Source organism: Priestia sp. FSL W8-0524, assembly GCF_038005965.1.
Taxonomy (GTDB): Bacteria; Bacillota; Bacilli; order Bacillales; family Bacillaceae_H; genus Priestia; species Priestia zanthoxyli.
In genome coordinates, this window is the sequence record NZ_JBBOUG010000001.1 from 2,367,409 (window position 1) to 2,389,727 (window position 22,319).

21 protein-coding genes and 1 pseudogene are annotated in these 22,319 nt (G+C 39.1%); 5 read left to right on the top strand and 17 right to left on the bottom strand.

The features are described from left to right. Nucleotides 1–154: 154 nt before the first annotated feature. Entirely contained in the window at nt 155–817 is a 663-nt protein-coding gene (locus NST66_RS12030; protein ID WP_034269212.1) for a hypothetical protein, read from the bottom strand. A gap of 248 nt (nt 818–1,065) precedes the next feature. Between NST66_RS12030 and NST66_RS12035 the strand changes: the two genes are divergently transcribed. Next, nucleotides 1,066–1,653: a beta-class carbonic anhydrase gene (locus NST66_RS12035; protein ID WP_013057294.1), complete on the top strand. Its 588-nt coding sequence runs from the start codon at nt 1,066–1,068 to the stop codon at nt 1,651–1,653. A gap of 16 nt (nt 1,654–1,669) precedes the next feature. Next, a pseudogene (locus NST66_RS12040) lies at nt 1,670–3,294 on the top strand (SulP family inorganic anion transporter). 42 nt (nt 3,295–3,336) lie between these two features. Here NST66_RS12040 and NST66_RS12045 read toward each other — a convergent pair. Together NST66_RS12045 and NST66_RS12050 are read right to left on the bottom strand one after the other, a co-directional pair. Further along, nucleotides 3,337–4,020, bottom strand: coding sequence for a response regulator transcription factor (locus NST66_RS12045; protein WP_033579157.1), 684 nt, complete (start codon nt 4,018–4,020; stop codon nt 3,337–3,339). Next, nucleotides 3,998–5,488, bottom strand: coding sequence for a sensor histidine kinase (locus NST66_RS12050; protein ID WP_033579158.1), 1,491 nt, complete (start codon nt 5,486–5,488; stop codon nt 3,998–4,000). Before NST66_RS12050 ends, NST66_RS12045 begins: the two co-directional genes overlap by 23 nt. Nucleotides 5,489–5,758: 270 nt before the next feature. Between NST66_RS12050 and NST66_RS12055 the strand changes: the two genes are divergently transcribed. Then, entirely contained in the window at nt 5,759–6,259 is a 501-nt protein-coding gene (locus NST66_RS12055; protein ID WP_340843390.1) for a GNAT family N-acetyltransferase, read from the top strand. A gap of 42 nt (nt 6,260–6,301) precedes the next feature. Here NST66_RS12055 and NST66_RS12060 read toward each other — a convergent pair whose 3' ends face one another. Beyond that, nucleotides 6,302–6,841, bottom strand: coding sequence for an SMI1/KNR4 family protein (locus NST66_RS12060; protein ID WP_340843391.1), 540 nt, complete (start codon nt 6,839–6,841; stop codon nt 6,302–6,304). 155 nt (nt 6,842–6,996) lie between these two features. After that, nucleotides 6,997–8,589, bottom strand: coding sequence for an APC family permease (locus NST66_RS12065; protein ID WP_013057301.1), 1,593 nt, complete (start codon nt 8,587–8,589; stop codon nt 6,997–6,999). Between the two features lie 249 nt (nt 8,590–8,838). Between NST66_RS12065 and NST66_RS12070 the strand changes: the two genes are divergently transcribed. Both NST66_RS12070 and spoIIP read left to right on the top strand, forming a co-directional pair. Then, entirely contained in the window at nt 8,839–10,407 is a 1,569-nt protein-coding gene (locus NST66_RS12070) for an RQC-minor-2 family DNA-binding protein (protein ID WP_176343968.1), read from the top strand. Between the two features lie 160 nt (nt 10,408–10,567). Further along, the gene (gene spoIIP, locus NST66_RS12075; RefSeq protein ID WP_033579162.1) at nt 10,568–11,737 is read left to right on the top strand and encodes a stage II sporulation protein P; all 1,170 of its coding nucleotides are present in this window, start codon (nt 10,568–10,570) and stop codon (nt 11,735–11,737) included. Between the two features lie 26 nt (nt 11,738–11,763). Here the strand turns inward: spoIIP and cobO are convergent, their stop codons facing one another. From cobO to NST66_RS12135, 12 genes are read right to left on the bottom strand one after another with little or no spacing between them, the layout of a single operon-like run. Beyond that, nucleotides 11,764–12,303: a cob(I)yrinic acid a,c-diamide adenosyltransferase gene (gene cobO, locus NST66_RS12080; RefSeq protein WP_340843392.1), complete on the bottom strand. Its 540-nt coding sequence runs from the start codon at nt 12,301–12,303 to the stop codon at nt 11,764–11,766. Between the two features lie 31 nt (nt 12,304–12,334). Beyond that, nucleotides 12,335–12,904 (bottom strand): nitroreductase family protein, encoded by a 570-nt coding sequence (locus NST66_RS12085; RefSeq protein WP_340843393.1) that lies wholly within the window; start codon nt 12,902–12,904, stop codon nt 12,335–12,337. Between the two features lie 20 nt (nt 12,905–12,924). Then, the gene (cobA, locus tag NST66_RS12090) at nt 12,925–13,695 is read right to left on the bottom strand and encodes a uroporphyrinogen-III C-methyltransferase (RefSeq protein ID WP_340843394.1); all 771 of its coding nucleotides are present in this window, start codon (nt 13,693–13,695) and stop codon (nt 12,925–12,927) included. After that, complete coding sequence (locus NST66_RS12095; protein WP_340843395.1) at nt 13,692–15,074, bottom strand: cobyrinate a,c-diamide synthase; 1,383 nt, start codon at nt 15,072–15,074, stop codon at nt 13,692–13,694. The genes cobA and NST66_RS12095 overlap by 4 nt, the downstream gene beginning before the upstream one ends. Nucleotides 15,075–15,087: 13 nt before the next feature. Continuing rightward, nucleotides 15,088–16,212 (bottom strand): cobalt-precorrin 5A hydrolase, encoded by a 1,125-nt coding sequence (locus NST66_RS12100; protein WP_034269184.1) that lies wholly within the window; start codon nt 16,210–16,212, stop codon nt 15,088–15,090. Continuing rightward, nucleotides 16,209–16,985 (bottom strand): precorrin-4 C(11)-methyltransferase, encoded by a 777-nt coding sequence (gene cobM / locus NST66_RS12105; protein ID WP_033579167.1) that lies wholly within the window; start codon nt 16,983–16,985, stop codon nt 16,209–16,211. The genes NST66_RS12100 and cobM overlap by 4 nt, the downstream gene beginning before the upstream one ends. Next, entirely contained in the window at nt 16,982–17,683 is a 702-nt protein-coding gene (cobI, locus tag NST66_RS12110) for a precorrin-2 C(20)-methyltransferase (RefSeq protein ID WP_033579168.1), read from the bottom strand. The genes cobM and cobI overlap by 4 nt, the downstream gene beginning before the upstream one ends. Nucleotides 17,684–17,685: 2 nt before the next feature. Beyond that, nucleotides 17,686–18,882 carry a bifunctional cobalt-precorrin-7 (C(5))-methyltransferase/cobalt-precorrin-6B (C(15))-methyltransferase gene (locus NST66_RS12115; RefSeq protein ID WP_033579169.1) on the bottom strand — a complete coding sequence of 399 codons (1,197 nt, stop codon included), beginning with the start codon at nt 18,880–18,882 and terminating at the stop codon, nt 17,686–17,688. Continuing rightward, the gene (locus tag NST66_RS12120; RefSeq protein ID WP_033579170.1) at nt 18,872–19,975 is read right to left on the bottom strand and encodes a cobalt-precorrin-5B (C(1))-methyltransferase; all 1,104 of its coding nucleotides are present in this window, start codon (nt 19,973–19,975) and stop codon (nt 18,872–18,874) included. The genes NST66_RS12115 and NST66_RS12120 overlap by 11 nt, the downstream gene beginning before the upstream one ends. Nucleotides 19,976–19,978: 3 nt before the next feature. Then, entirely contained in the window at nt 19,979–20,626 is a 648-nt protein-coding gene (locus NST66_RS12125; protein ID WP_013083415.1) for a precorrin-8X methylmutase, read from the bottom strand. 5 nt (nt 20,627–20,631) lie between these two features. Then, a complete protein-coding gene (gene cobK / locus NST66_RS12130; protein WP_155008067.1) occupies nt 20,632–21,399 on the bottom strand; it encodes a precorrin-6A reductase in 768 nt (255 codons plus the stop codon). After that, a complete protein-coding gene (locus tag NST66_RS12135) occupies nt 21,396–22,313 on the bottom strand; it encodes a sirohydrochlorin chelatase (RefSeq protein WP_155008066.1) in 918 nt (305 codons plus the stop codon). The genes cobK and NST66_RS12135 overlap by 4 nt, the downstream gene beginning before the upstream one ends. Nucleotides 22,314–22,319: the final 6 nt, after the last annotated feature.

Consider the following 22,319-nt stretch of genomic DNA (forward strand, 5'->3'; position numbering starts at 1 on the left):
TGTTTCACCTCACCTCTCATTAACATTAACGTTAACGTTAATCATTCATATACTCATTATAGATTAACGTTAACGTTAATGTCAATAATATTAAGGTATTTTATGTAAATCTTAAAAATATGTGCACAAAAAAACCTATTGAAAAATCAATAGGTTACATCAATATGTCATATAGCTGCTGTGCTGTTTCTCCTGTTACTTTACCGTACACTCCTCTTTTTTTAGAAGTAAGTTCCGCACTATCGGAGGTGAATCGTACATTATATACAGCGCCCTCATAAGTAAGCTGTACATCTGGGTCAAGAGCGACGCTGTAATCAGCTTTTTTCCATTGAATTTGTTTCATAATTGATTCTACAGTTAAAGCATCTTCTGAACTTAACGTTTTATCTCCTGCTTTTATAGGCTTGCCCTCCCTGTTTTTATTAAATTTTAGTTCCGAATGAGAAGATGAAAATTCAAGTTGGTTTTTATCATGCGCTATGAAATCTTGGGGTAGTTCTACATAGCGGACAACCTCTCCTTCGTGTACAAACACAAGCATTTGATCAGCAGCAGATATTTTTTTCATCACTTCTTCACTAACCGGTGCGTTTACAAGTTTTTCTACGTCGGCTTTCTTGCTTTTGTTTGTGAATAAATATCCTTTTTCCCATTTAAAATCACTTAACTTCGATACATCCACTGAGCTTACACCTTTTTTTTCAAATGATTGCTGAATATTCTCTCCCATTTCTTTGTCGTTGGTGACTTGGGCATTAGAACTGCACCCTACTAAACAACAGAAAATAATGCCTATTACTATAAGAACCTTCACTTTTGCCTTCCTCCTCTCTACCATTCTTTTATAAAATTCCAACTTTGTACCATTTTAACATATAATTCCTATTTTTCGTGAAAACAAACAAAGAATGCGCTTACATAATTTCACGCATATAATTTCTGTTTATTTATAAGTTTTTTCTGAATATTTTAAGAAAATTTTAATATTTTATTTAGTTCGTTTTTAAACTTTATCTTTAGACTAAAAAATAAGTTAAAAATAAATAACGCAGGAGGAAAACAATGACTTGTCTATCTGAAGTTTTAAAGTTTAATGAAAAATTTGTAACCAATAATCAATTTGAGGCTTTTCAAACATCCAAATTTCCTAACAAAAAAATAGTCATTTTAACTTGTATGGATACACGTTTGTTAGAATTACTTCCTAAAGCTATGGGGCTAAAAAATGGAGATGCAAAAATAGTGAAAAATGCCGGAGCTGTTATCTCCCATCCCTTTGGTAGCGTCATGAGAAGTATCTTAGTTGCCGTCTACGCTTTGCAAGCTGATGAAGTATGTGTCATCGGTCATCATGAATGTGGAATGACGGGCATGAAAGCTGAAGCTATTTTAGCCTCTGCTGAACAAAGAGGGATTAGCACGGAACAGATTCGTAATCTAAAATATGCTGGTATTGATTTAGAATCATGGCTGACTGGGTTTGAATGTGTAGAGGATAGTGTCGAAAACAGTGTGGATATGATTCGAAATCACCCTTTATTACCAAAAGACGTGCTTGTTTCTGGAATGGTTATTCATCCTTCAACAGGAAAACTTGACGTCGTTGTAAACGGCTATTCCCAAGACCGAGCTGAAACCGTAAGCTCATGAAGGAGGGTTTTATCGAATGCTAAAAGATAACCGATTTCAAGGCTATTCAGCAGGGCATTTACAAAAAGACATTATCGCCGGTTTGGTTGTTGGGGTCGTTGCTATTCCTTTAGCAATGGCCTTTGCCATCGCTTCGCTTCTGGTGTAAGACCTGAATACGGAATTTATACAACCATTATCGCAGGGATTATGGTTTCAATATTAGGCGGATCGAAATTTCAAATTGCAGGCCCAACAGGTGCATTTGTTCCGGTGCTGCTTGGAGTTGTCATGCAATATGGTTATGAGAACCTCATTATTGCCGGCTTTATGGCTGGAATTATGATTACGCTTCTCGGAATATTTAAACTAGGGAAACTTATAAAGTTTATTCCGCGCCCTGTGACGATTGGATTTACAGCAGGAATTGCGATTATTATTTTCTCAGGTCAGATCGCTAACTTTTTAGGCCTAAAGGGAATTGCAAAACATGAGGAATTTCATTTAAATATGATTGAAATCCTACGAAAAATTGCAACGATTAACATTTACAGCGTCATCATAGCCGCTATTTGTTTAGCTATCGTGATTATAACGCCAAAGTTTTTACCTAAAATTCCCGGTGCCCTTCTAGGTCTTCTTGTCTCCACACTTGTAGCCATTACACTGTTCCCAGGAAAAGTTGCAACGATTGGCTCTACTTACGGTGCCATTCCGAGTAAACTACCATCTTTTAGCTTCCCAGATTTAACATGGGATAACATCGTGATGCTATTTCCTGCTGCCTGCGTAATTGCGATGCTTGGAGGTATTGAATCTTTACTATCAGCTGTTGTTGCTGATAATATGGCCAAAACCAAGCATAATAGCAATAAAGAGCTTGTGGGTCAAGGAATTGCTAATATCGCTGCCTCGCTATTTGGCGGAATTCCTGCAACTGGTGCCATTGCCAGAACAGCTACTAATATCAAAAACGGCGCAGCTTCTCCGTTATCAGGAGTTATACACGGCTTAGTTGTTTTATTGGTCCTTGTGATGCTGGCTCCTTATGCATCAAACATTCCGCTGGCAAGTATGGCACCTATTTTAATGTTTGTGGCTTGGAATATGAGTGAACGTAAAGAATTTGCACATATTTTAAAAACCAAGTCAGCTGATTCATTTGTACTTGTAGCTACGTTTTTATTAACAGTTTCAATCGATTTAACAACAGGTGTAGGCGTAGGTCTACTTTTAGCTATTGTTATGTTCGTGAAACGAATGAGCGGATCACTGAAGATTTCAAAGGTTTTAGCGGAAACATCTGAAAACGCTCACAAATCTGAGCTGATGGAATATACCATGCAAGGATCTCTTTTCTTTGGATCAGCTGAAGTATTAGAAGATTCCTTTGATAACATCGCTGAAGCGAAACCGAAAGTTTTATTGCTTCGAATGAGCCAAGTCTCCTTTATTGATACATCTGGAGAAGCTTTACTATCGAAGGTGGTCGAACGTTTGAAAGATTCGCATAGCCAAGTCGTTATTTCTGGCTTACAGCACCAGCCGAAAGAAATGTTAAAGTCAACCGGTCTATATGATAAAATCGGTGAAAAAAATATATTTTCTTCCGAACCTCCCGTGAGTAAGATTAAAGCTCGTCATAGAATCGTTACTACGTAATAAAAAAGAGATCCGAACGATTAATCGTTCGGATCTCTTTTTTTAAATATTAAACCGGTACCCTGCTCCCCAAACCGTTTCTAGGTACTGAGGATCTGCTGGGTTTTCTTCTAGCTTTTCTCTTAGTTTTCGAATGTGAACTGTTACGGTTGAAATGTCTCCTGAAGAATCAAATCCCCAAATTTTTTCAAATAGATGTTCTTTACTTAATACTTGATTTGGATGAGAAACGATAAACTTCAGCAAATCGAATTCCTTCGCTGTAAAAAACACTTCTTTGTCATTCACAAATACTCTTCTAGCGAGCGTGTCAATCGCTAAACCATGAATGCGAATCATACGCTTTTCCTGCTTATCAGAGAGTCTTTCATATCTCGCTAAATGCGCTTTGACTCTTGCGACCAGCTCCCCAGGGCTGAATGGCTTGGTAATATAGTCATCTGCACCTAGCCCGAGCCCTCTAATTTTATCAATTTCTTCTTTTTTAGCTGAAACTAAAATGATTGGAATATCTTTTGCAGCTCGAATTTGCTTGCACACTTCAAATCCGCTCACTTTAGGGAGCATAATATCCAAAATAATCAAATCAAAATGTTCATTTAACGCTTTTTCTAATCCCTTATCCCCGCTATATTGAACGTCTATTTCAAAATCGTTAATTTCTAAATAATCTCTTTGCAATTCAGCAATACTTACTTCATCTTCAATTAACAATATCTTCTTCATGTGTATCACCATTTTCATTCATTTTTTGCAAAGAAAAGAAAATACTTGTTCCTTCGCCAAGCTTACTTAGTGCCCAGATGTCTCCCCCGTGGCGTTCAACAATTTGTTTTGCGATGGCCAGTCCAAGTCCACTTCCTCCAGTATTGCTATTGCGGGACTGTTCTGCTCGATAAAACCGGTCAAAAATATGCGCTAATGCTTCCGGTGAAATCCCAGAGCCGTTGTCTTTTACTTCAATAATGAGTTCGCTTTCGGTAGCAGAAAGAACGATATCGATTCTTCTTTTTTCTTTATCCATAAATTTAATGCTGTTGGTTGTTAAATTTATTAAAACTCTTCGCAGCTGCTCAGCATCTGCCTTTGCATACAGTGTCGTTAGAGAATCATTAGAAAATAAAACATCAATATCATGTTCGCTCATTTCAAACTGAAGCTCTTGCACATAACTTTCCATAAAGGCAGAAATATTAAGTTTTTTAAACACAAATGGAATTTCGTGCAAATCCAATTTAGAAAATAAAAACAGCTCATCGATTAACGCATTCATGTCTTTTGCTTTCGTTGAAATCGTTAACAAATATTTAGAAAGCTTATCTGGCGTATTAGCTACGCCATCTTGAATTCCTTCTACATATCCTACAATGGAAGTAATGGGAGTTCGTAAATCGTGTGAAATACTTGAAAGCAGCTGCTTTCGATTATCTTCATATTGAATTTGCAGTTCAACAGAAGATTTTAGTTTTTGCCTCATTTCTTCAAAAGCTTGCGTTAATTCGCCTATTTCATCCTTTGAATTAGCAGAGATCTCAAAGTGAAGATCACCTTGTTTTATTTTTTCGGCCGCTTCTTTTAATTCACGAATGGGTTTAATAATGCTTCTTGAAACAAGATAGTTTAAAAATCCAATAATCACAATGACTAAAATTAATAGTAGAAAGATTAAAAAAGGGAAAATCCGATTAATAATGCCTACATAAGGGCTGATTTTTCGCAAAACGTAAATGCTTCCTTTTTCTTGATTTGAGAAAGGAAAATCAAGGTTGATATATGTAAAATACTGCTTGCCTATGCGCAGCATGTCCTGCTGATACGAATGATTTCCTTTACTTTTTTGATGCTTTGGCAAGTATTTACGAAGGTTTTCTCCTTTAATGGATTCTGAAGCATATACAACCTCTGTGTTTTTTTGAATCACAATATCAATATTTTCAAATTCATATTTTTTAACTGTCTCCGGCCGCAGCAGCTGTTCTGGTTTTTTTTCACTCAATAACTTTAAATCTAAGAATGCATTTTCTTCTTCTGGCGTTAACAATTTATACTCATAGGAGTGGCTGTACAGTTTTCTTACAAAATCGGCGTCTCCAGTAATGGAGAAAAAAATAAGAAAGCCCGATAAAAAAAGCAAAATAATAAAAACAAACACAATACTGATATACGTTAAAACAAAACGCAGCTGAATTGACATGACTTACCCTATGCCCCTTTGGCTTTAACAAAACTATTTGATAGACTAGTAAAGGTGAATAACAAATAGATCGTTAGACATTATACATATAGTAAAAATTAAAACAACAAAACAAATGTATATTCTCACTTTACCGTGATAGAGTGAGAATGAACACCACCTTTTTTACCATTTTATGAATTACTGGAAAATTATGATCTATTTTTCATAATATTCTTAGGCTGAAAGGTATATTATATGCCTTAATATTTTAAAAAAGGAGACTTTTTAATGAAAATTATTAAAGCTACTTCCTCTCACATCCCTTCTGTTGCCCGTCTGTACGTAGACAGCTGGCGCATTACATACAAAGGGTTAGTACCTAATGCTTATTTAAACAACTTGTCTTATAAACAAAGTGCAGAAAAGTGGTCCCTTTTTCTTACCGAGCCTTCTCATTTTATTTTGCTCGCTATCGATGAACGAGAAGAGATTGTCGGCTTTTCAGCAGGTAAACCTCATTTGTCCGCTGCTGAAATATACGCGCTATACGTTTGCAAGGAAGTGCAAAACCAAGGAGTTGGTCGTCTTCTGTTTTCTCATTCAGTAAAAGAATTTACTGATCAGCACTATACGTCTATGATTATTTGGGCCATGAAGAAAAATAAGAAAGCCGTTCAGTTTTATAAAAAATTAGGCGGCAAAAAAAGCTTGAATCGTACAAGTCAATTTGGAGAAACTAAAGTTGAAGACGAAGCATACGGTTGGGAACGTCTTCCTTCTAATAAATAAACGAGCACACTAGTGTGCTCGTTTATTTATTAGAAGATAATATTATTGAGCCGTTGTCTTTTTATCCGTTGAATGAGCTTTATTACAAAGCCTATTCCAGTGCCAAAAACAATTCCCTTGACTCACTATAAAACAATCCAGCCATTTCTGAAAATTCATATGTAATACATGTGCATCTTGAAACGATGCGTTCCGCTTTTTTACTATTATATATGCAGGATGCGCTGATTTTTTAGAGTCAATGATAATCTCTTCTTCTCCGACAGACCCAATTGTCATATAAAGACTCTGACTTTTATAAGCTGTTTCTCTTACGTCTTCTAAGCTATAAAGATTCCCTGTTATTTTTTTGTCAGCATCAATGAACAAATTACACCCATTTGTTAGCTGCAAAAACTGCTTGTAGTCTTCAGGAAGTGATACATGCATTTCTTCTTCAAAAACTTGCAGTTGGTTCTTGCTTACTCCATCAAAAAAAGTACAAGTGGTTCTGTATACTTCTCCTTCATTGTTACACACTTCTATAACATTATTGTTTTCCCACAGCCGCTTTCGAAGTGAATTTATTATTTTTTCAATCATACTCTTCCTCCAAGCGTTGGATTTAAAACGGTTACATTACATTAATTAAACAATAATGTGCTAATTCCTTCTTTCCTACTCAATTATACGATAAACTTTAGAAATTCATGTTTGCATAACATAGAAAAAAGCAGCGAATGTCGCTGCTTTACAGGTTATACAGGCGCTTTTTCTTCCTGTTCAGGATGGTGATCGTAATCAATAAGCGCTTTTGGAAGGCCCGTATATTTAGCCCAATAATAAATCCCAAGAGATACGACCGCTATGATAATTAAGTCTACAGGCGTATCGATTAAACCTTTCCCTCCGCCGAACGAACCGATATAAGAAATAAAGAGCATGATGATATAATAAGCAACTAGCCACCATGTTGATTTAATCTGCTGACGAAGACTTACTTCATTTTTAGGCACATATTTAGCAAAAATCAAATATATAACAAACATGACCAGTTGAGAAGTTAGCAGCCACGAAATAGTCTTCCATCCTGACCAGTACACAATAAAGGAAGCAAAAATAAAGGATAATGGACCAATTATACTCATTCCTCTTAATTTAAAAGGCTTTTCCAAATCTTTTGCGTTCACCATAAAGGCCGCTGATGAAATTGGTGCAATCGCGTAAGATAGAATAAGCGCAACAGAGCATACGTTTACGAGTGCATTCCACGAAGGAAATGGCAGTGTCCAAAAAATCGAAAGTCCTAATGAAAGCCATAAAGATGATCGTGGAATCCCTGTTTTTTTATCCACATGAGCAAACGTTTTAAATAACGTACCGTTACGAGACCAAGCATAGATAAGTCTAGATGTTGTATTCATAAAAATATTACCGTTACCACCCGGTGATAAAATAGCGTCTAAAATAACAAGTGTTGCTAGCCAGCCAAGGCCAAGAACAACAGCGATATCTTTAAACGGCAGTGAGAATTTATCTTGAATGCCGGACCAACCGCCTTTAATCATGTCAGATGGAATAGCTCCGATAAACAATACTTGTAGAGCAGTATAAATGAGAGCTGCTAGAATGATACAAATCACAAGAGCAATTGGAATATTGCGCTGAGGATTTTTCACCTCTCCAGCTACCGATACAATCGGATGAAGGCCTAAGTAAGCAAACATAACCCCGCCTGTAGCAATGGCGGCCTGGATACCATCAAATCCCCCGGGAGCAAACTCTCCCATCGTAAAGTTTCCTGACTTAAAATAAAATGCCAGCGTTACAATTACCGTAAGCGGTACAAAATATTTGAAAATAGAAATGATAATATTCGATTTCGCAAATGCTTTTACACTCCAGTAATTGAGTAAAAAGAATAAGCAAAGCAACACAAATTGTAGAATCCATCCAGATATCGTTGGTGAGTCAGATCCGGATTTTGTTAAACCTGGAAACCAGTAAGCCACATACTGTCTCACTGCTGTTACTTCGATAGCGATTAAACTAGTGTAAGCTACGATCGTAATAAACGAAATCATATAGCCTACAAGATGACCGTGTGAATAAACAGGATATCGAATAATTCCTCCTGTACGAGGCAAGGCAGCCCCTAGCTCAGCGTATACAAGACCTATTAATAAAATAATAACTCCACCAATAACCCAAGAAAAACTTCCTGCAGGACCTGCTTGCGTAGCGACATTACTAACGGCAAACAGCCAAGCGGAACCAAAAATAGCCCCTAATCCAATCAATGTTAAATCTAATAGGGATATCGTCTTTTTAAACGGACCTTTATTCTCCATAAGCTTCCTCCTTTGGATGAATCATCACTTTTGTTGGTTTTTTTGACAACATTCATATATATTCGATAATATGTGTCAAAATTTTTATTACTATACCCATTCAAAATTACTTTGAATCCCTTTTCTTTATTTCTGAAGGTTAATTAACAGAAAATTTTTAAAAATCATTCTTGCGTTCAAGACACATTAAAACTTTTTCTTCTTTTCTTTAATGAGTAAAATACTCAATAAATGAAAGGAGTTAGATAAATGACTTTACCAGAGAATTTGCCAGTTGATTTTACAGCTTACAACCACTTAACATTCCTTCCGCTCGGACGTAAGAATAAATCGATTCGGTCCGTAGGAAGTAAACATACTAAAGGGTTGCTTGGACGTTTAGACGACTACTTTGAGCGAGCAATGAATGAGTTGCCTCAAGAAGATATTATCCTTTTTCAAACATTCTTATATGGAAATCATAGGGGCGGTTTTCCCGTCGCAATTGATAAAAATGAAGACGTTTATCCTTACTTTTGGAAACCAACTTCATTTCTATGGAAAGAATATAATAAGAATCGCGGCATTCCTATTCATCATGATGAGTTTTATTCTCAAGATTTTACGGTTTTGACTAAAAATGAGTTGGAAAATTATCTCGGAAGCATTATGAAAGATTACATGTTTTGCGCTAGAATACATGATTCTTCAAAAGAAGAATGGATTCAACATATTAATAAGTGTTTTTTCAAACATCCGCTCATTTCTCTTTATCACCGAAATGCAGATGTGATTGAAGCAATTGAACAATCAAAAAAATCACCTTTGCTTTTTATTATGAAAAACCCTGAGCAAATTGCTTTTTGGCGCAATCGAATTGAAATCATTATGAGACCTTTTCGCTCTCTTTCTTCCACCGCCTTTGAGAGAGGATTTGCAGATACGGAAGATACGGTATTAACTGTTCACGGAGAAAACGAGATCATTCGCTTAACTTCAGAAAACAGAGGTCTCGCTGTAACATATGATGTCACAAATGATGCTATTTCACTCGGTGATGAGTATAATGTAGTGCTAGCAGCCAAACGATTAGCTACAACTCAGCGGCAGTTCGAAGAGATTATAGATGAAAATGAAGAAGTGATTCAAAAACTGCTTGTCTTTTTTAAGTGGAAAAGTCTTTTAAAGCATCATGAAGTGCACATCAAAGAAATCCAAGACAAATTGTGCAGCCTAACCACTTATCAACTTAATGAAGAACAAGTTTTACGGGAAAATGATCCTTTTCTTTCCTTCATTCAAAACGTATTACAAGTAAAAACACCGAATGCCAATCTCAAAATTGGTTCCATCCAATGGTTTTCACAGTGGGATTTTTCAGATGTCACCCTGCTGCAGGAAACAAACAAATTTATATGTTATATGGGTCCAAACGAAATAGAAACGAAGCTGACAGAAATAAGCGCTAAGATAGAAAATGAACTTCATAAGCAGCGTCAGAACCTGCTTTTGACTCCGCTAAAAATCGGTCAAATAACTTTCGATTCAAACCAAATGTTACAGTTATTAACGCTTATAGATACCTTAAAAAACACGGAAACTCAGCAGAGTTACGTACAAATTTTAGAAGGCGTTTCTACTAACAGCATTCGTCAAAAAGAGCTCGATAAAATACCCGCATTTGGATTATTAAATTCCGTAAAGCGCAAGCGCATTGTTACGTATTTACAAGAATTACAAAACTATCAGCTGCTTAAAAAAGAGAAAAAAGGATTCAGCCTCACTCCAAAAGGAGAAGCCATCCGAGGTCTATTTGAAGAAGAATCACGGAGAATATGAGATTGTATCTCACGTGATTCTTCTTTTTTGATTTTGAAGACTACTTTCTCTATTAAATGCTTATCATAATTAGAAAATTCCATTCATATAATTATTACTAGATTAGCAAAGTCCTTCATACCTATTAGCCTGACGCTGACATAGAGAGGAGATTTCGCCATTGAAATCTAGTAATCGCGCCAATTTTGTAGTGTTAACATATAAGATGGTTCTTGTTATTTTATCCGTTGTTTTAATGACATCATCTATCATTGTTCTAGTAAGTTACTCAGCATTTAAAGAACAGTTCAATTCTTCTATTGTCTATCAAACGTTATCAAAGCATAAAGCAGAAAGTCTTTATTATTTAATGAGCCAAGAAAACCATCATTTTTCAACGGCTTTTGATAAAAACTACTCGCCTCCCGGTCTTTCTTCTACACTGCTCGAGTTATCAACAAGTATTCGAGCAGAAGACGCGAGAAGCTTGTTTGGTTCCGAACTTCCTGGATTCAGTATTTACGACTCCAATATCATTATCGCCGGTGAAGGCACAAATTTCACAAACTTCCCTAGAGAATCTGCACCGCCGCTAGATGAAACGCTAAAAGAAAGAAATTCTACTACAAAAGTTCAGCAACCTAAAGAAAACAATGGTACGAACGCTCCAAATAATAATACAACTGGCGGAAAAAAGGTATTTTATATTTATCATACGCACAGCTGGGAATCTTACTTGCCTCTGTTAGGACTTGAAGGTGATCCAGATGCTAATAAAGCAGTGGATAGCAAAACAAATATTAATATTGTTGCAAATATGCTAGGAAAAGATTTAGAGGCTCAGGGAATTGGGGCAGAAGTTGATCAAACCAATATTGGACAGAAATTAAAAGAAAAAGGTTGGAACACCAATCAATCGTACGCCATGTCTCGCACAGTCATTGAAACGGCGATGACTGAAAATAGAGATTTAACTTACTTTATCGATTTGCACCGAGATTCGCTTCGAAAAGATAATACAACCATTAAGATTAACAATAAATCGTATGCAAAAGTTGTGTTTGTTTTAGGGAAAGCGAATCAAAACTTTGAACAAAACTTAAAAATGGCAAAAGCGCTTCATGAAGGACTTGAAAAGAAATATCCCGGATTAAGCCGCGGAGTTATTGGCAAAAACAAATCCAGCGGTAACGGTGTATATAATCAAGATGTTTCCAAAAATGCGATTTTAATCGAAGTGGGTGGAGTTGACAATAACTTTGATGAACTAACCAACACAACAAAAGCACTGTCTGATGTCATTAGCCAATTTTACTGGCAAGCTGAAAAAGTAGATGCCCCTGCTCCATAAAAAAAGCCCTCTTCACTGAGGGCTTTTTAAAATTCAATTCCTTTTACAGCCGGAATTCCTTCATCGTAATAATGTTTATGAGGCTTCATTTCCGTCACAAGATCTGCTGCTTCCATCACTTCTTTTTTGGCAGAACGTCCGGTAATGACCAAATGCATATGCTCAGGGCGCTTTTGAATAAGGTCAATTACTTCGTGTAGCGGTAGCACATCATCAATAGGAAATTTCTCGATAGCCAGTGCATTATTTAACTCGTCTAAAATAACCACATCATAGTCGTTCGAGAAGACTTTGTCCTTCGTTAGCGCCCAGGCTTTTTGCAAAGCTTCACGATGTTCAGGCGGTGTTTTTGTCCACGTAAAGCCGACTCCTGTTTGAATCATTTCAATTCCTATTCTGTCAAACATCAGCTTTTCGCCATATGTACGCTGAGGAGATTTAATAAATTGAATCATTAATACTTTTTGTCCGCGTCCCGTAGCGCGCAACGCAAGACCTAAAGCAGCGGTTGTTTTCCCTTTTCCGTCTCCGGTATAAATTAACGTAAGACCCCGTTTGTCTTTCAATCTAAAAACCTCTTTTTCTTCGAATTTCAGTTTACAGCCATGTTGTTTTTTCTGTAAACGATGTTCTAGCAGGCTCTTTCATTTTTGTAAGAGACTCTTCATTTGGATAGCCTAAAAATACGTTTCCTACCACGACTTTACCTGCAGGCATTCCGATAAACTCATACAGTCGCTCGTCTCGAACAAGACCAACTCCTCTTGTTCTCCAAACGAATCCAAGCCCTAATTCTTTAGCTGCTAGCCACATGGAATGAATCGCGCACGAAACCGCATATTTGTTATCTTCCGTGGCTTCTTCGTCTCCTTCAACTGTATCAGCTGTTACAACAATATGTACAGGTGTATTTTTCACTGCTTTTAACGAACTTTCTACTAAATGAGGCTTTGTCGGAAAGCGCTCCTTTAGATACGCTTCAGCCAGTTCTTCATACTTCTTTTTTGCTTCTCCTTGAATCACATAAAAGCTCCAGGGCTCTCTCATTCTGTCATTTGGAGCCCACGTCGCTGCTTCAAGCAGCTGTTCGATTTTCTCTTGTTCGACTTCACGCGGTTCATGATCTCGTACCGCTCTTCGTTCTTTTAGCTGTGAAATAATCGTCATATTGTCTCCTCCTTTTAACGTTAAAGCAGAATATTTTCCGCTCTTTCTTCGAACCATTTTATTTTTTCTCTAATTGTCACTACTTCACCTACAAGCACGATGGCAGGATGAGCAATTTCTGCTTTTGTTGCTATTTCTTCGATTGTGGCAAGCGTTCCCGTTACGGTGCGCTGATACTTCGTCGTTCCCCATTGAACAAGCGCTACTGGCGTATGTTTATCTCGTCCATGGTCCATCAACTGCTTGCATATATGAGGTAAATTTCCAACGCCCATATAAAACGCAATTGTATCTATTCCTTGAGCAAGCGCTGACCAGTTTAAATAATCTTTTCCTTTTTCTTCTCTTCCATGCCCCGTTACAATCGCAAAAGAAGTAGCATGATCTCGGTGGGTAACAGGAATTCCTGCATAAGCTGGAGCTGCAATTCCTGACGTGATACCAGGCACGACTTCGTAAGGAATTCCTTGAGTAGCAAGTACTTCAGCTTCCTCTGCTCCGCGGCCAAACACAAAAGGATCGCCTCCTTTTAAGCGCGTCACTACTTTTCCTTGAAGTGCTTTTTCAACAAGCAGTTCGTGAATACGATCTTGGATGACTCCGTGCTTGCCCGGTAATTTCCCGCAAAAAATAAGCTCCGCGTCTTTTTTAGCATAGTTTAATAACTGTTCATTAGCTAAGCGATCATATAAAATGACATCCGCCTCTTGAATACACTCCATTCCATATACGGTTATTAGCTTCGGATCTCCTGGTCCGGCTCCTACTAAATATACTTTTCCAACTGTCACACGGCATCTCTTCTTTCTTTTTTTACCGCTTTACACTGTTCCACCCAGTTTTCTACCATCTTCGTAGAAGAGCCGAAATGAAAGTGCGTATAGCCGGCAATTAAATTATTGTTCATATAGCCTTCTTCTTTCATTCCTCGCATCCCTTTTGTATCATAGGCAGGCGAAAACTCTTTCTCTGAATGAAAGGTTGAATAATGAAATTCATGGCCTTTAGCTTGTATATCGCCTTTAAATAAAAAATTCCCTGGCTTTCCCGTCACTTCTCGGTATCCTAAAGCAGCTAATTTTGTCTGCATTCTTACTTGTCCGGGAATAAGCCCCACCATTTCATGGCATGTATCATCTGTTGTGACAATAGCATCTGTTAAAAACATAAAGCCTCCGCACTCCGCAAGTGTAGGAATCCCTTTTTGGATGGCTGCTCGAACAGAGTTTTTAACGTCAATTTGCTGAGCTAGCGTTTCAGCAAATTCTTCTGGAAATCCGCCTCCTATGTAAAGGCCATCAGCATCTTGCGGAACCGTCTCTCCTTTTAAAGGCGAAAATTCTACAAGCTCTGCTCCGTAAGCTTTTAACAATTCGAAATTTTCTTCATAATAAAAGTTAAAAGCGGCATCTCTTGCCACAGCAATTTTCACTTGAGGTACGGACGGCTTTGTAAAGATAGGATCATTAATTTCTATTTTAGGAGCTAAAGCCAGTTCATATACTTTTTCAATATCAATTGTATCATGAACAAGCTGCCCTAACTGTTCAAAAAACGGTGTTAATTCTCCTCGTTCAATCGACGGGATCAGCCCGAGGTGACGTTCAGGAATCGTAAGATCATCGTTTCTTTTCAAGTAGCCTACTACAGGGATATGACATTCCTGCTCAATCGCTGCCTTAACAAGTTTATAATGCCCTTCACTTCCAACTCGGTTAGCAATTACACCGACAATGTTCGCTTCCGGTAAAAATTGCTGAAACCCTTTTACAATTGCCGCTGCACTTCTAGCCATACTAGCACAATTGACAACTAAAAGGACAGGACTATTGGTGATTAAGCTGATTTCTGCTGTTGTCCCTTCGTTCGTTAACGGATTTTTCCCATCAAAAAATCCCATAACTCCTTCCATGATGGAAATATCAGCGTCTTCACTAGCTCGAGCTACAATTTCCCTAACCATATCGTGTTCAAGCATCCAGCTGTCTATATTACGAGACGCTCGTTCTGTAACAGCCGTATGATACGTTGGATCAATATAATCGGGTCCGCATTTAAACCCTTGAACTCTATAACCAGCTTGTTTTAATGCCGCCATCAGCCCAATTGTAAGTGTTGTTTTCCCTACGCCACTTCCGGTACCGGCAATGACGAGTCTTCTGTTTGACATGTTGTTCTCTCCTTTAGTCATATGGAATAAGCGCCACTGAAATGGTGACATTCCCTGACTTTTTCTTCACAAGTTCAAGCGTATCAGCACCGCTGTATAACATAGCAGCAGGTTCACTAACGCCATATGCACCTGTATATTTAAAGACAGTATCTGAAGGCTGTTGGATACTTATGCTGTTTAGCTCTTGGGGCGAATAATAGACAAACTCCCAGCCGTACTTAGACGCCACTTCTAGCAGCCCTTCTTCATCTTTCTTTAACTCTATTGTACATAATGCTTTTACACTTTTCATTGAAAACTGAAGTTCAGCAAGCGTTTTTTCAATAACGGTTTCAATTTCCGCTGCGCTTGTTCCTCTGTTGCACCCCATCCCAATCGCCAGTACTTTTGGACGGTAAAGAACACCGTTTTCTAAGATCGCTTCTTCTTCTTTTTTTAAATTGCGATGCGTTACGACCAAGGCTGCATGTGGCGATGCTTCGAGAGCTGTCTGAATCGATGAGTACGTTTTAATGTTAGCTGGAACAGGGTGCTCATAGTGCCACCAGCCCTTTTCACCTGATTCTTGAACCACCGCTATTGCTTCTTCGTTTACTACAGAAGCGCTGACAGGGGTTAGCTTTTCTGCTGATTCCCACACCCATCCAAAGCGCTTACCAAATAAATCAACGGGAATCGTTTTTTGAACATCGGATGCTGTTGTAATAACAGGATGAGCTTCAAGTGCTGCCGCAACTTCACGCGTTAGCTCATTTGCTCCTCCGATATGACCTGAAAGCACGCTGATGACATTTTCGCCTTTATCATCAATGACAACAACCGCAGGGTCCGTTTTCTTATCTTTTAAAATAGGGGCAATCATACGCACAACTGCTCCCAGTGAAATAATAATAATAAGTCCTTTATACGATTCAAAAAGAGAAGGCAAGAGCATCCGCACGCTTCCTGAAAACAGCTGAATGTTCTGTTCTCTTTCGTCTCCTTTTTCAAACTTGCTCATGTAATACACATCGGACTGCTGAAAAGTGCGGCCTAGATTTCTTGCAATTTCTACGCCATGCTTCGTGATGGCCACGACAGCATAATCCCCGCGCTGTGTAATGAGAGCTTTTTTTCCTTCTTGGAGTTGAATCATTCCGACTTCACTCCTCTTCGAAAGCCATGGGTAAATGTTTTATCATAAAGTTTTGATCGATAATCTTTGTCATGAATGTGGGGGTCAAGGGCCCAGCCTGCCAAAATCATCGCCTGCTTACGAATGCCGTTTGTTCGCATAGCATCATCCAGGTCTTTTACCGTCGTGCGAACAATTTTTTCATCTGGCCACGTTGCTTTATAGACTACTACAACCGGCGTGTCCTCACTCCAACCGGCGCTTATAAATTCTTTCATTACTTTTTTTGTGAGCGTCGCACTTAAAAATAAAGCAATGGTACATTTATGTTTTGCTAAATCAGTTAATTTTTCAAACTCAGGTACAGGCGTTCTTCCTTCAGCACGAGTTAAAATAACCGTTTGAGTCAAATCTGGAATGGTTAATTCTGCTTCAGCCGCTGCTGCTGCTGCAAATACGGAGCTGACTCCCGGAACAATTTCAATATCAACGCCTTCTCTTTTTAAAAGCACCATTTGTTCCATAATGGCTCCGTACATAGCCGGATCTCCGGTATGAACTCTTACAACCATTTTTCCTTCACGCATGCGATCAAGCATCGTACTGACCATTTCTTCTAAATGCATACCAGCTGTTTTTAACACTTCAGCTCCTGGTTTAGACTTAGCAACTAGCTCTTCACTTACTAGTGAGTCAGCGTATAAAACAACATCTGCCTGCTGAAGTAATTTTAAGCCTTTTACGGTAATTAAATCTGGATCTCCGGGTCCAGCTCCGATTATGTATAACTTCATTTTCGCACCACCATTAGCGTTAAGTATTGTAAATCGGCTCCTTCTAGTTCTGAAGCTTTCCAAATAATTTCTTCATCTGACGTTACTTTTGTTACCACCGATGCTTTTTCAAGCAGATCAAGCTCTTTTAAAAGGCCGACCATAAAATCGATGACTTTAGCCACTTTAATAAAAATAACGCAGTCGTTTTCCACCAATACTTTTTTCATTGTTTCATAATCTTCACGAGCAGGAACAATGGCCACATGTTCATCACCGTCTGCTAATGGAATGCCTAAGCGAGACGCAGCCCCGTTAATAGATGAAATACCAGGAATTACTTGAATAGGAGCTTGAGGGTGACGTTCTTGCATCAGGCGCATCATGTGAATAAACGTGCTATAAAGCATAGGATCTCCCTCTGTCACAAATGCTACATCTTTTCCCTCCTGGAGCTTTTCCCATACTCGTTCCACTGTTTCGGTCCATTTTTTCTCTAAAATAGCAGGATCTTTTGTCATTGGAAACACAAGGCCTAGCATGTCTTTTTCATTTGCACTGAAATAGACATCAATAATTTTTTGGGCGTAGCTTTTGCTTCCTTTTTGCTTTTTTGGGTACGCAATAACGGGTGATTCTTTTAATTTACGAAATGCTTTTACTGTAATCAATTCTGGATCTCCTGGTCCAACTCCAAGTCCGTACAATGTTCCAATCATGTTCATTCTCCTCTTTTGGCTGTAATAATATAAATGGGGTTTAAAGCGTCAAATCGTGTTAAGTGTAAAATGGGCTTGCTTCTTGAAACTTGTGCAAGGGTAACAGCAGTCTCAAATCCTCGCTCTTTAAAAGCTTTCATCGCTTCTGCCAAATTTTCAATCGTTACGGCATTTAATACGATGCGCCCTCCTGAATTTAATCGGCTGCAGCACACGTCTAAAATGGTTTCCATGCCTCCTGCTGTCCCTCCAATAAACACCGCATCAGGATCAGCAAACTCACCTAACCCTTCCGGTGCTTTTCCGTGCACAGTATGGGCATCTACTCGAAATTTCGCTAGATTTCCCCTGCAGTTTTCCAAGTCTGCTTCGTTTTTTTCCACAGCAAAAATTTGTCCTTCACGCGCAATTTTAGCTGCTTCAATCGCGACTGAACCTGTACATGTTCCGATATCCCATACGACGCTGTCTCTCTTTAGCTGCAGGGCACTAATACTAAGTGTACGAACTTCTTTTTTAGTAATAAGTCCCTTGTCCGGCTTGCGTTGAATAAATTCATCGTCCTCTATTCCGAGAGGCCAGACTGGACTTTTTTCTACCTGTTTTAATATCACGACATTAAGCGGAGAAAAGAGTTGATTCGCCGCTTCTTCCAGCGAAAGCAGCTGACAGCGCTCCGCCTCTCCACCTAGATTCTCTGCCACAAACATCTTGTATTCTGTCATGCCGAATGATAACAAGTAGTTTGCCAGAGCACTAGGAGAATTTTGCTCATCGGTTAAAATCGCCACTTTTTTATAACCGTCAATGCGCTGAGCCAGCCCTTTTATACTTCTGCCGTGCACGCTTGTAAAATAAGCGTCTTGCCATCGCTCTTTTAGACGTGAGAATGCAAGCTGAATAGAACTTAAATAAGGATATATTTCAACGTCTAGCTTCGCAGAAAGATAGCTTCCAATTCCGTAAAATAACGGATCGCCTGAGGCTAACACAACCGCATTTCCTTCTTCGTTTTTTAAACGTTCAACAAGGGAAGAAAGACCTCCTTCAATGGCTACTTTTTCTCCTTCGAAATCTTGAAAAAAGTCAAGGTGACGCTTTCCTCCAATTAGCACATCACTTTCATACACCCACTGTTCATACATAGGAAGTAGACTTAACTTCCCGTCGTCACCAATTCCAATAATTTTAATTGCCATGTTGCACCGCCTGTCCTAAAAAATCTCCTTTTAATGTGTAAAGAGACGTATCGACATCGATTCCGTCCCCTACTTCCTTTAATGCTGATAAGCAGCAGTACTCGCACAGTTTTTCGAAAAACTGATGATGACCGCTTTGCGTCATTAAATCTCCCACTTGAGAAGCTGTGTTTGCGCCTTTTATTTCCTCTACCAGTTCAGCAGAAGCGCCTGACTCAGAAGCTGCTTTTGCTAAAAAATTAAAATCAATAGGTGCACTTTTTGAATGAACCATCATAACGCCTTGCGCGACTTTTGAAAACTTTCCCATCATGCCTACGAGCGACACTTTTTTCATTCCTTGCTTTTTACATTGTTTTAACGTAAATCCAACAAAATCTCCCATTTCGATAAATGCTTCTTCCGGAAGTTCTGGGAACTGTTTCATTCCATATTTTTCGCTTCGTCCCCCTGTCGTAATGACAACGTGCTCACAATTACTCGCTTTAGCAACGCTAATGGCCTGCACGATACTTGCTTTATAAGCAGCTGTTGAGAACGGAACAACAATTCCCCGCGTCCCCAGTATCGAAATGCCTCCTAAAATACCTAGACGCGCATTTAATGTCTTTTTCGCCATTTCTTCTCCTTCAGGAACCGAGATGACAATCTTAACGCCTTTTTGTATGTTGTATTGGGCTAGAAGCTGTTCAGCCGTTTCTTTCAGCATCTTTCTTGGCACAGGGTTAATGGCTGCTTCACCGACAGGAACTGGGAGACCGGGCTTTGTCACACGCCCTACTCCGACTCCTCCATCAATGATAATGTCTGCACCATTACACCACGAAACTTCAGAAATAATCAGCGCTCCGTGCGTGGCATCGGGATCATCTCCAGCATCTTTAATGATGCTGGCTACAGCGCTGCTTGTGCGATACTCGCATTCTTCAAGATGAAACGTAGCAAAGCGACCAACAGGCAAGTAAATCGTTGACTCCTCTTGCACTTCTCCTGAAATTAGCGTAAGCAGAGCTGCTCTCGTAGCTGCCGTTGCACAAGCGCCCGTCGTATAGCCTTCTCTGAGTTTCTTAGGTTCTTTTGGTACTTCCTTCATGCGTTACACCTGATCTGCAAGAATTGAAATTGCATTTAATGCAGCAACCGTTACCGTACTGCCGCCTTTTCGCCCGATGTTTGTAATAAACGGCACGTCAAGTTTGGCAAGTTCTTCTTTCGATTCAGCCGCTGAAACAAACCCTACCGGCAGACCAATAACAAGCCCAGGCTTCGCTTCTCCTTCTTTAATCAAACGAATTAACTCAAGTAACGCTGTCGGTGCGTTCCCAATTGCAAAAATCCCGCCGTCTGCTTCTTTAATTGCTTTTCGCATAGAAATAATTGCACGCGTTGTATTTAAGCGCTTTGCTTCTTCCATTACGTCCGGATCTGAAATATAAACTTTGATTTCACCGCCGTGTTTTTCAATTCGCTGCTTGTTTGTTCCTACTTGCACCATTTGTACATCCGCAACCACTTGCTTGCCGCTGCGAATGGCTTTAATTCCTGCTTGAATCGCATCTGGATGAAACAGCATACTGCGTCCAAGCTCAAAGTCTGCAGACGCGTGAATTACTCGCTGAACAATTGGGTACTGTTCATCTGTAAACGGATGAGGTCCAAGCTCTTCTGTAATCATTTCAAAACTTTTTCCTTCAATTTGCTGAGGCTGAACAGTTAACGGTTTAAATTCTGTACGAAAATCCATCTCAATCAACTCCTAGTTTGGTTTACTAAAGCATGAACCACTTCTTCAAACATGGAATACACGGTCCCATACTCAATTTTCGGTCGCCCAATCATAATGATATCTAAGCCTAACTCTTTAGCTGCTTCCACTTTTTCATCCACAGATCCAACTTTTCCGCTTTCTTTTGTGACCATGACCGTCACTCCGTATTGCTTATAAAGCGCTTGATCAAACTCTTTTGTAAACGGACCTTGAATAGCAATAATATTTTTTTGCGGCAATCCTAACTGCTGACACTTTTCCATATTATCCAGCCTTGGAAGCATACGAGCAACAAGCCGTACATCTGAAAGAGGAAGGAGCTTTTCTGTAAAAACCTGCAGCGTCTTGCTGCCTGTTGTCAGCATAATAACTCCTTTTTTCTCAGCTGCTACTTCAGCTGCTTCTTCATACGTAGAAACCATCGTCATATTGTCGTAGGTAAAAGCCTGCGAAGCCCGCTCATAGCGTATGTAAGGAATCGATGTTTCAGCAGCCGCACCGATGGCGTTTTTAGATGCTTCTTCGGCAAAGGGGTGACTTGCATCCACAATAGCTTTTACACCATGTTCGTTTATAAAAGTCATCATATCTTCTTGTGTGAGACGTCCAATTTTCACTTTCACTTCTGCTCGCTGTAATTCGATTGCTGCATTGTCGGTTACAACCGTCGCCGTAACGTCGTAACCTTCTTTTTTCACTTGAACAGCTAATGCACGTGCATCGCTAGTTCCCGCTAACAATAAAATCATTTTAACTCGCCGACCTTATCTTCATGGTGGTGATGGTCATGATGGTGATCGTGGTGATGGTGCCCGTGATCATGATCATGATCATGATCGTGATGATGATGGTGATCAATATGCTCCATAATGCCGAGGCGATATTGACATGTATCGCAGTTCATTTTCACTTCGCCTTCTAATCCTTCTTCAGCACGTTCTTTTAAAATTGTCTGCAGTTTTGGATGAAAACCGAAATAGCCGGCTAGCTTAAACTCAATGTTTTCATGCTGCATTTTATACTGCTTCACCATTTCTTCCAAACGCTTAATTAGTACTCCTGTAAATAAGAAATACGGAAGAATAACCACTTTTTTAGCGCCCAGTTTTAAACATCGTTCCACTCCTTCATCAATCAATGGAGCGGTCACGCCCATAAAAGAAGTTTCGACGATTTTGTAGTTTGTTTTTTCCCAAAGAAGGCGCGTAATTTTATATAAATCACTGTTTGCATCAGGATCGCTTCCTCCTCGCCCTAAGACAATAACAGCCGTGTCTTCAGCTGGAGTTTCTAAATTTTCTCCTGATTCTTGTAATCTCGTTTTTAAAATTTCAAGGGCTTCTTCATGAACGCCAATGGGACGTCCGTACACGAAGTTTACGTGTGGATATTTTTCCTTAGCTTCATCTATAGCCGCCGGAATATGTATTTTTGAGTGGCCAGCTGGCAAGAGCATAATTGGAACTACAACTACATCTGTCGCTCCTTTTGCCACACATGTATCAATGCCTTGACTTACATTCGGACGTTCAAACTCTAGAAAACACGTTTCTACTAAAATAGATGGGTCCCAATCATGCTTCATAGTCGAGATAAACTCGCGAATTTGATCGTTCCCTTCAGGATCTCTACTTCCATGACCGACAAATAAAACTGATTTCATATAATG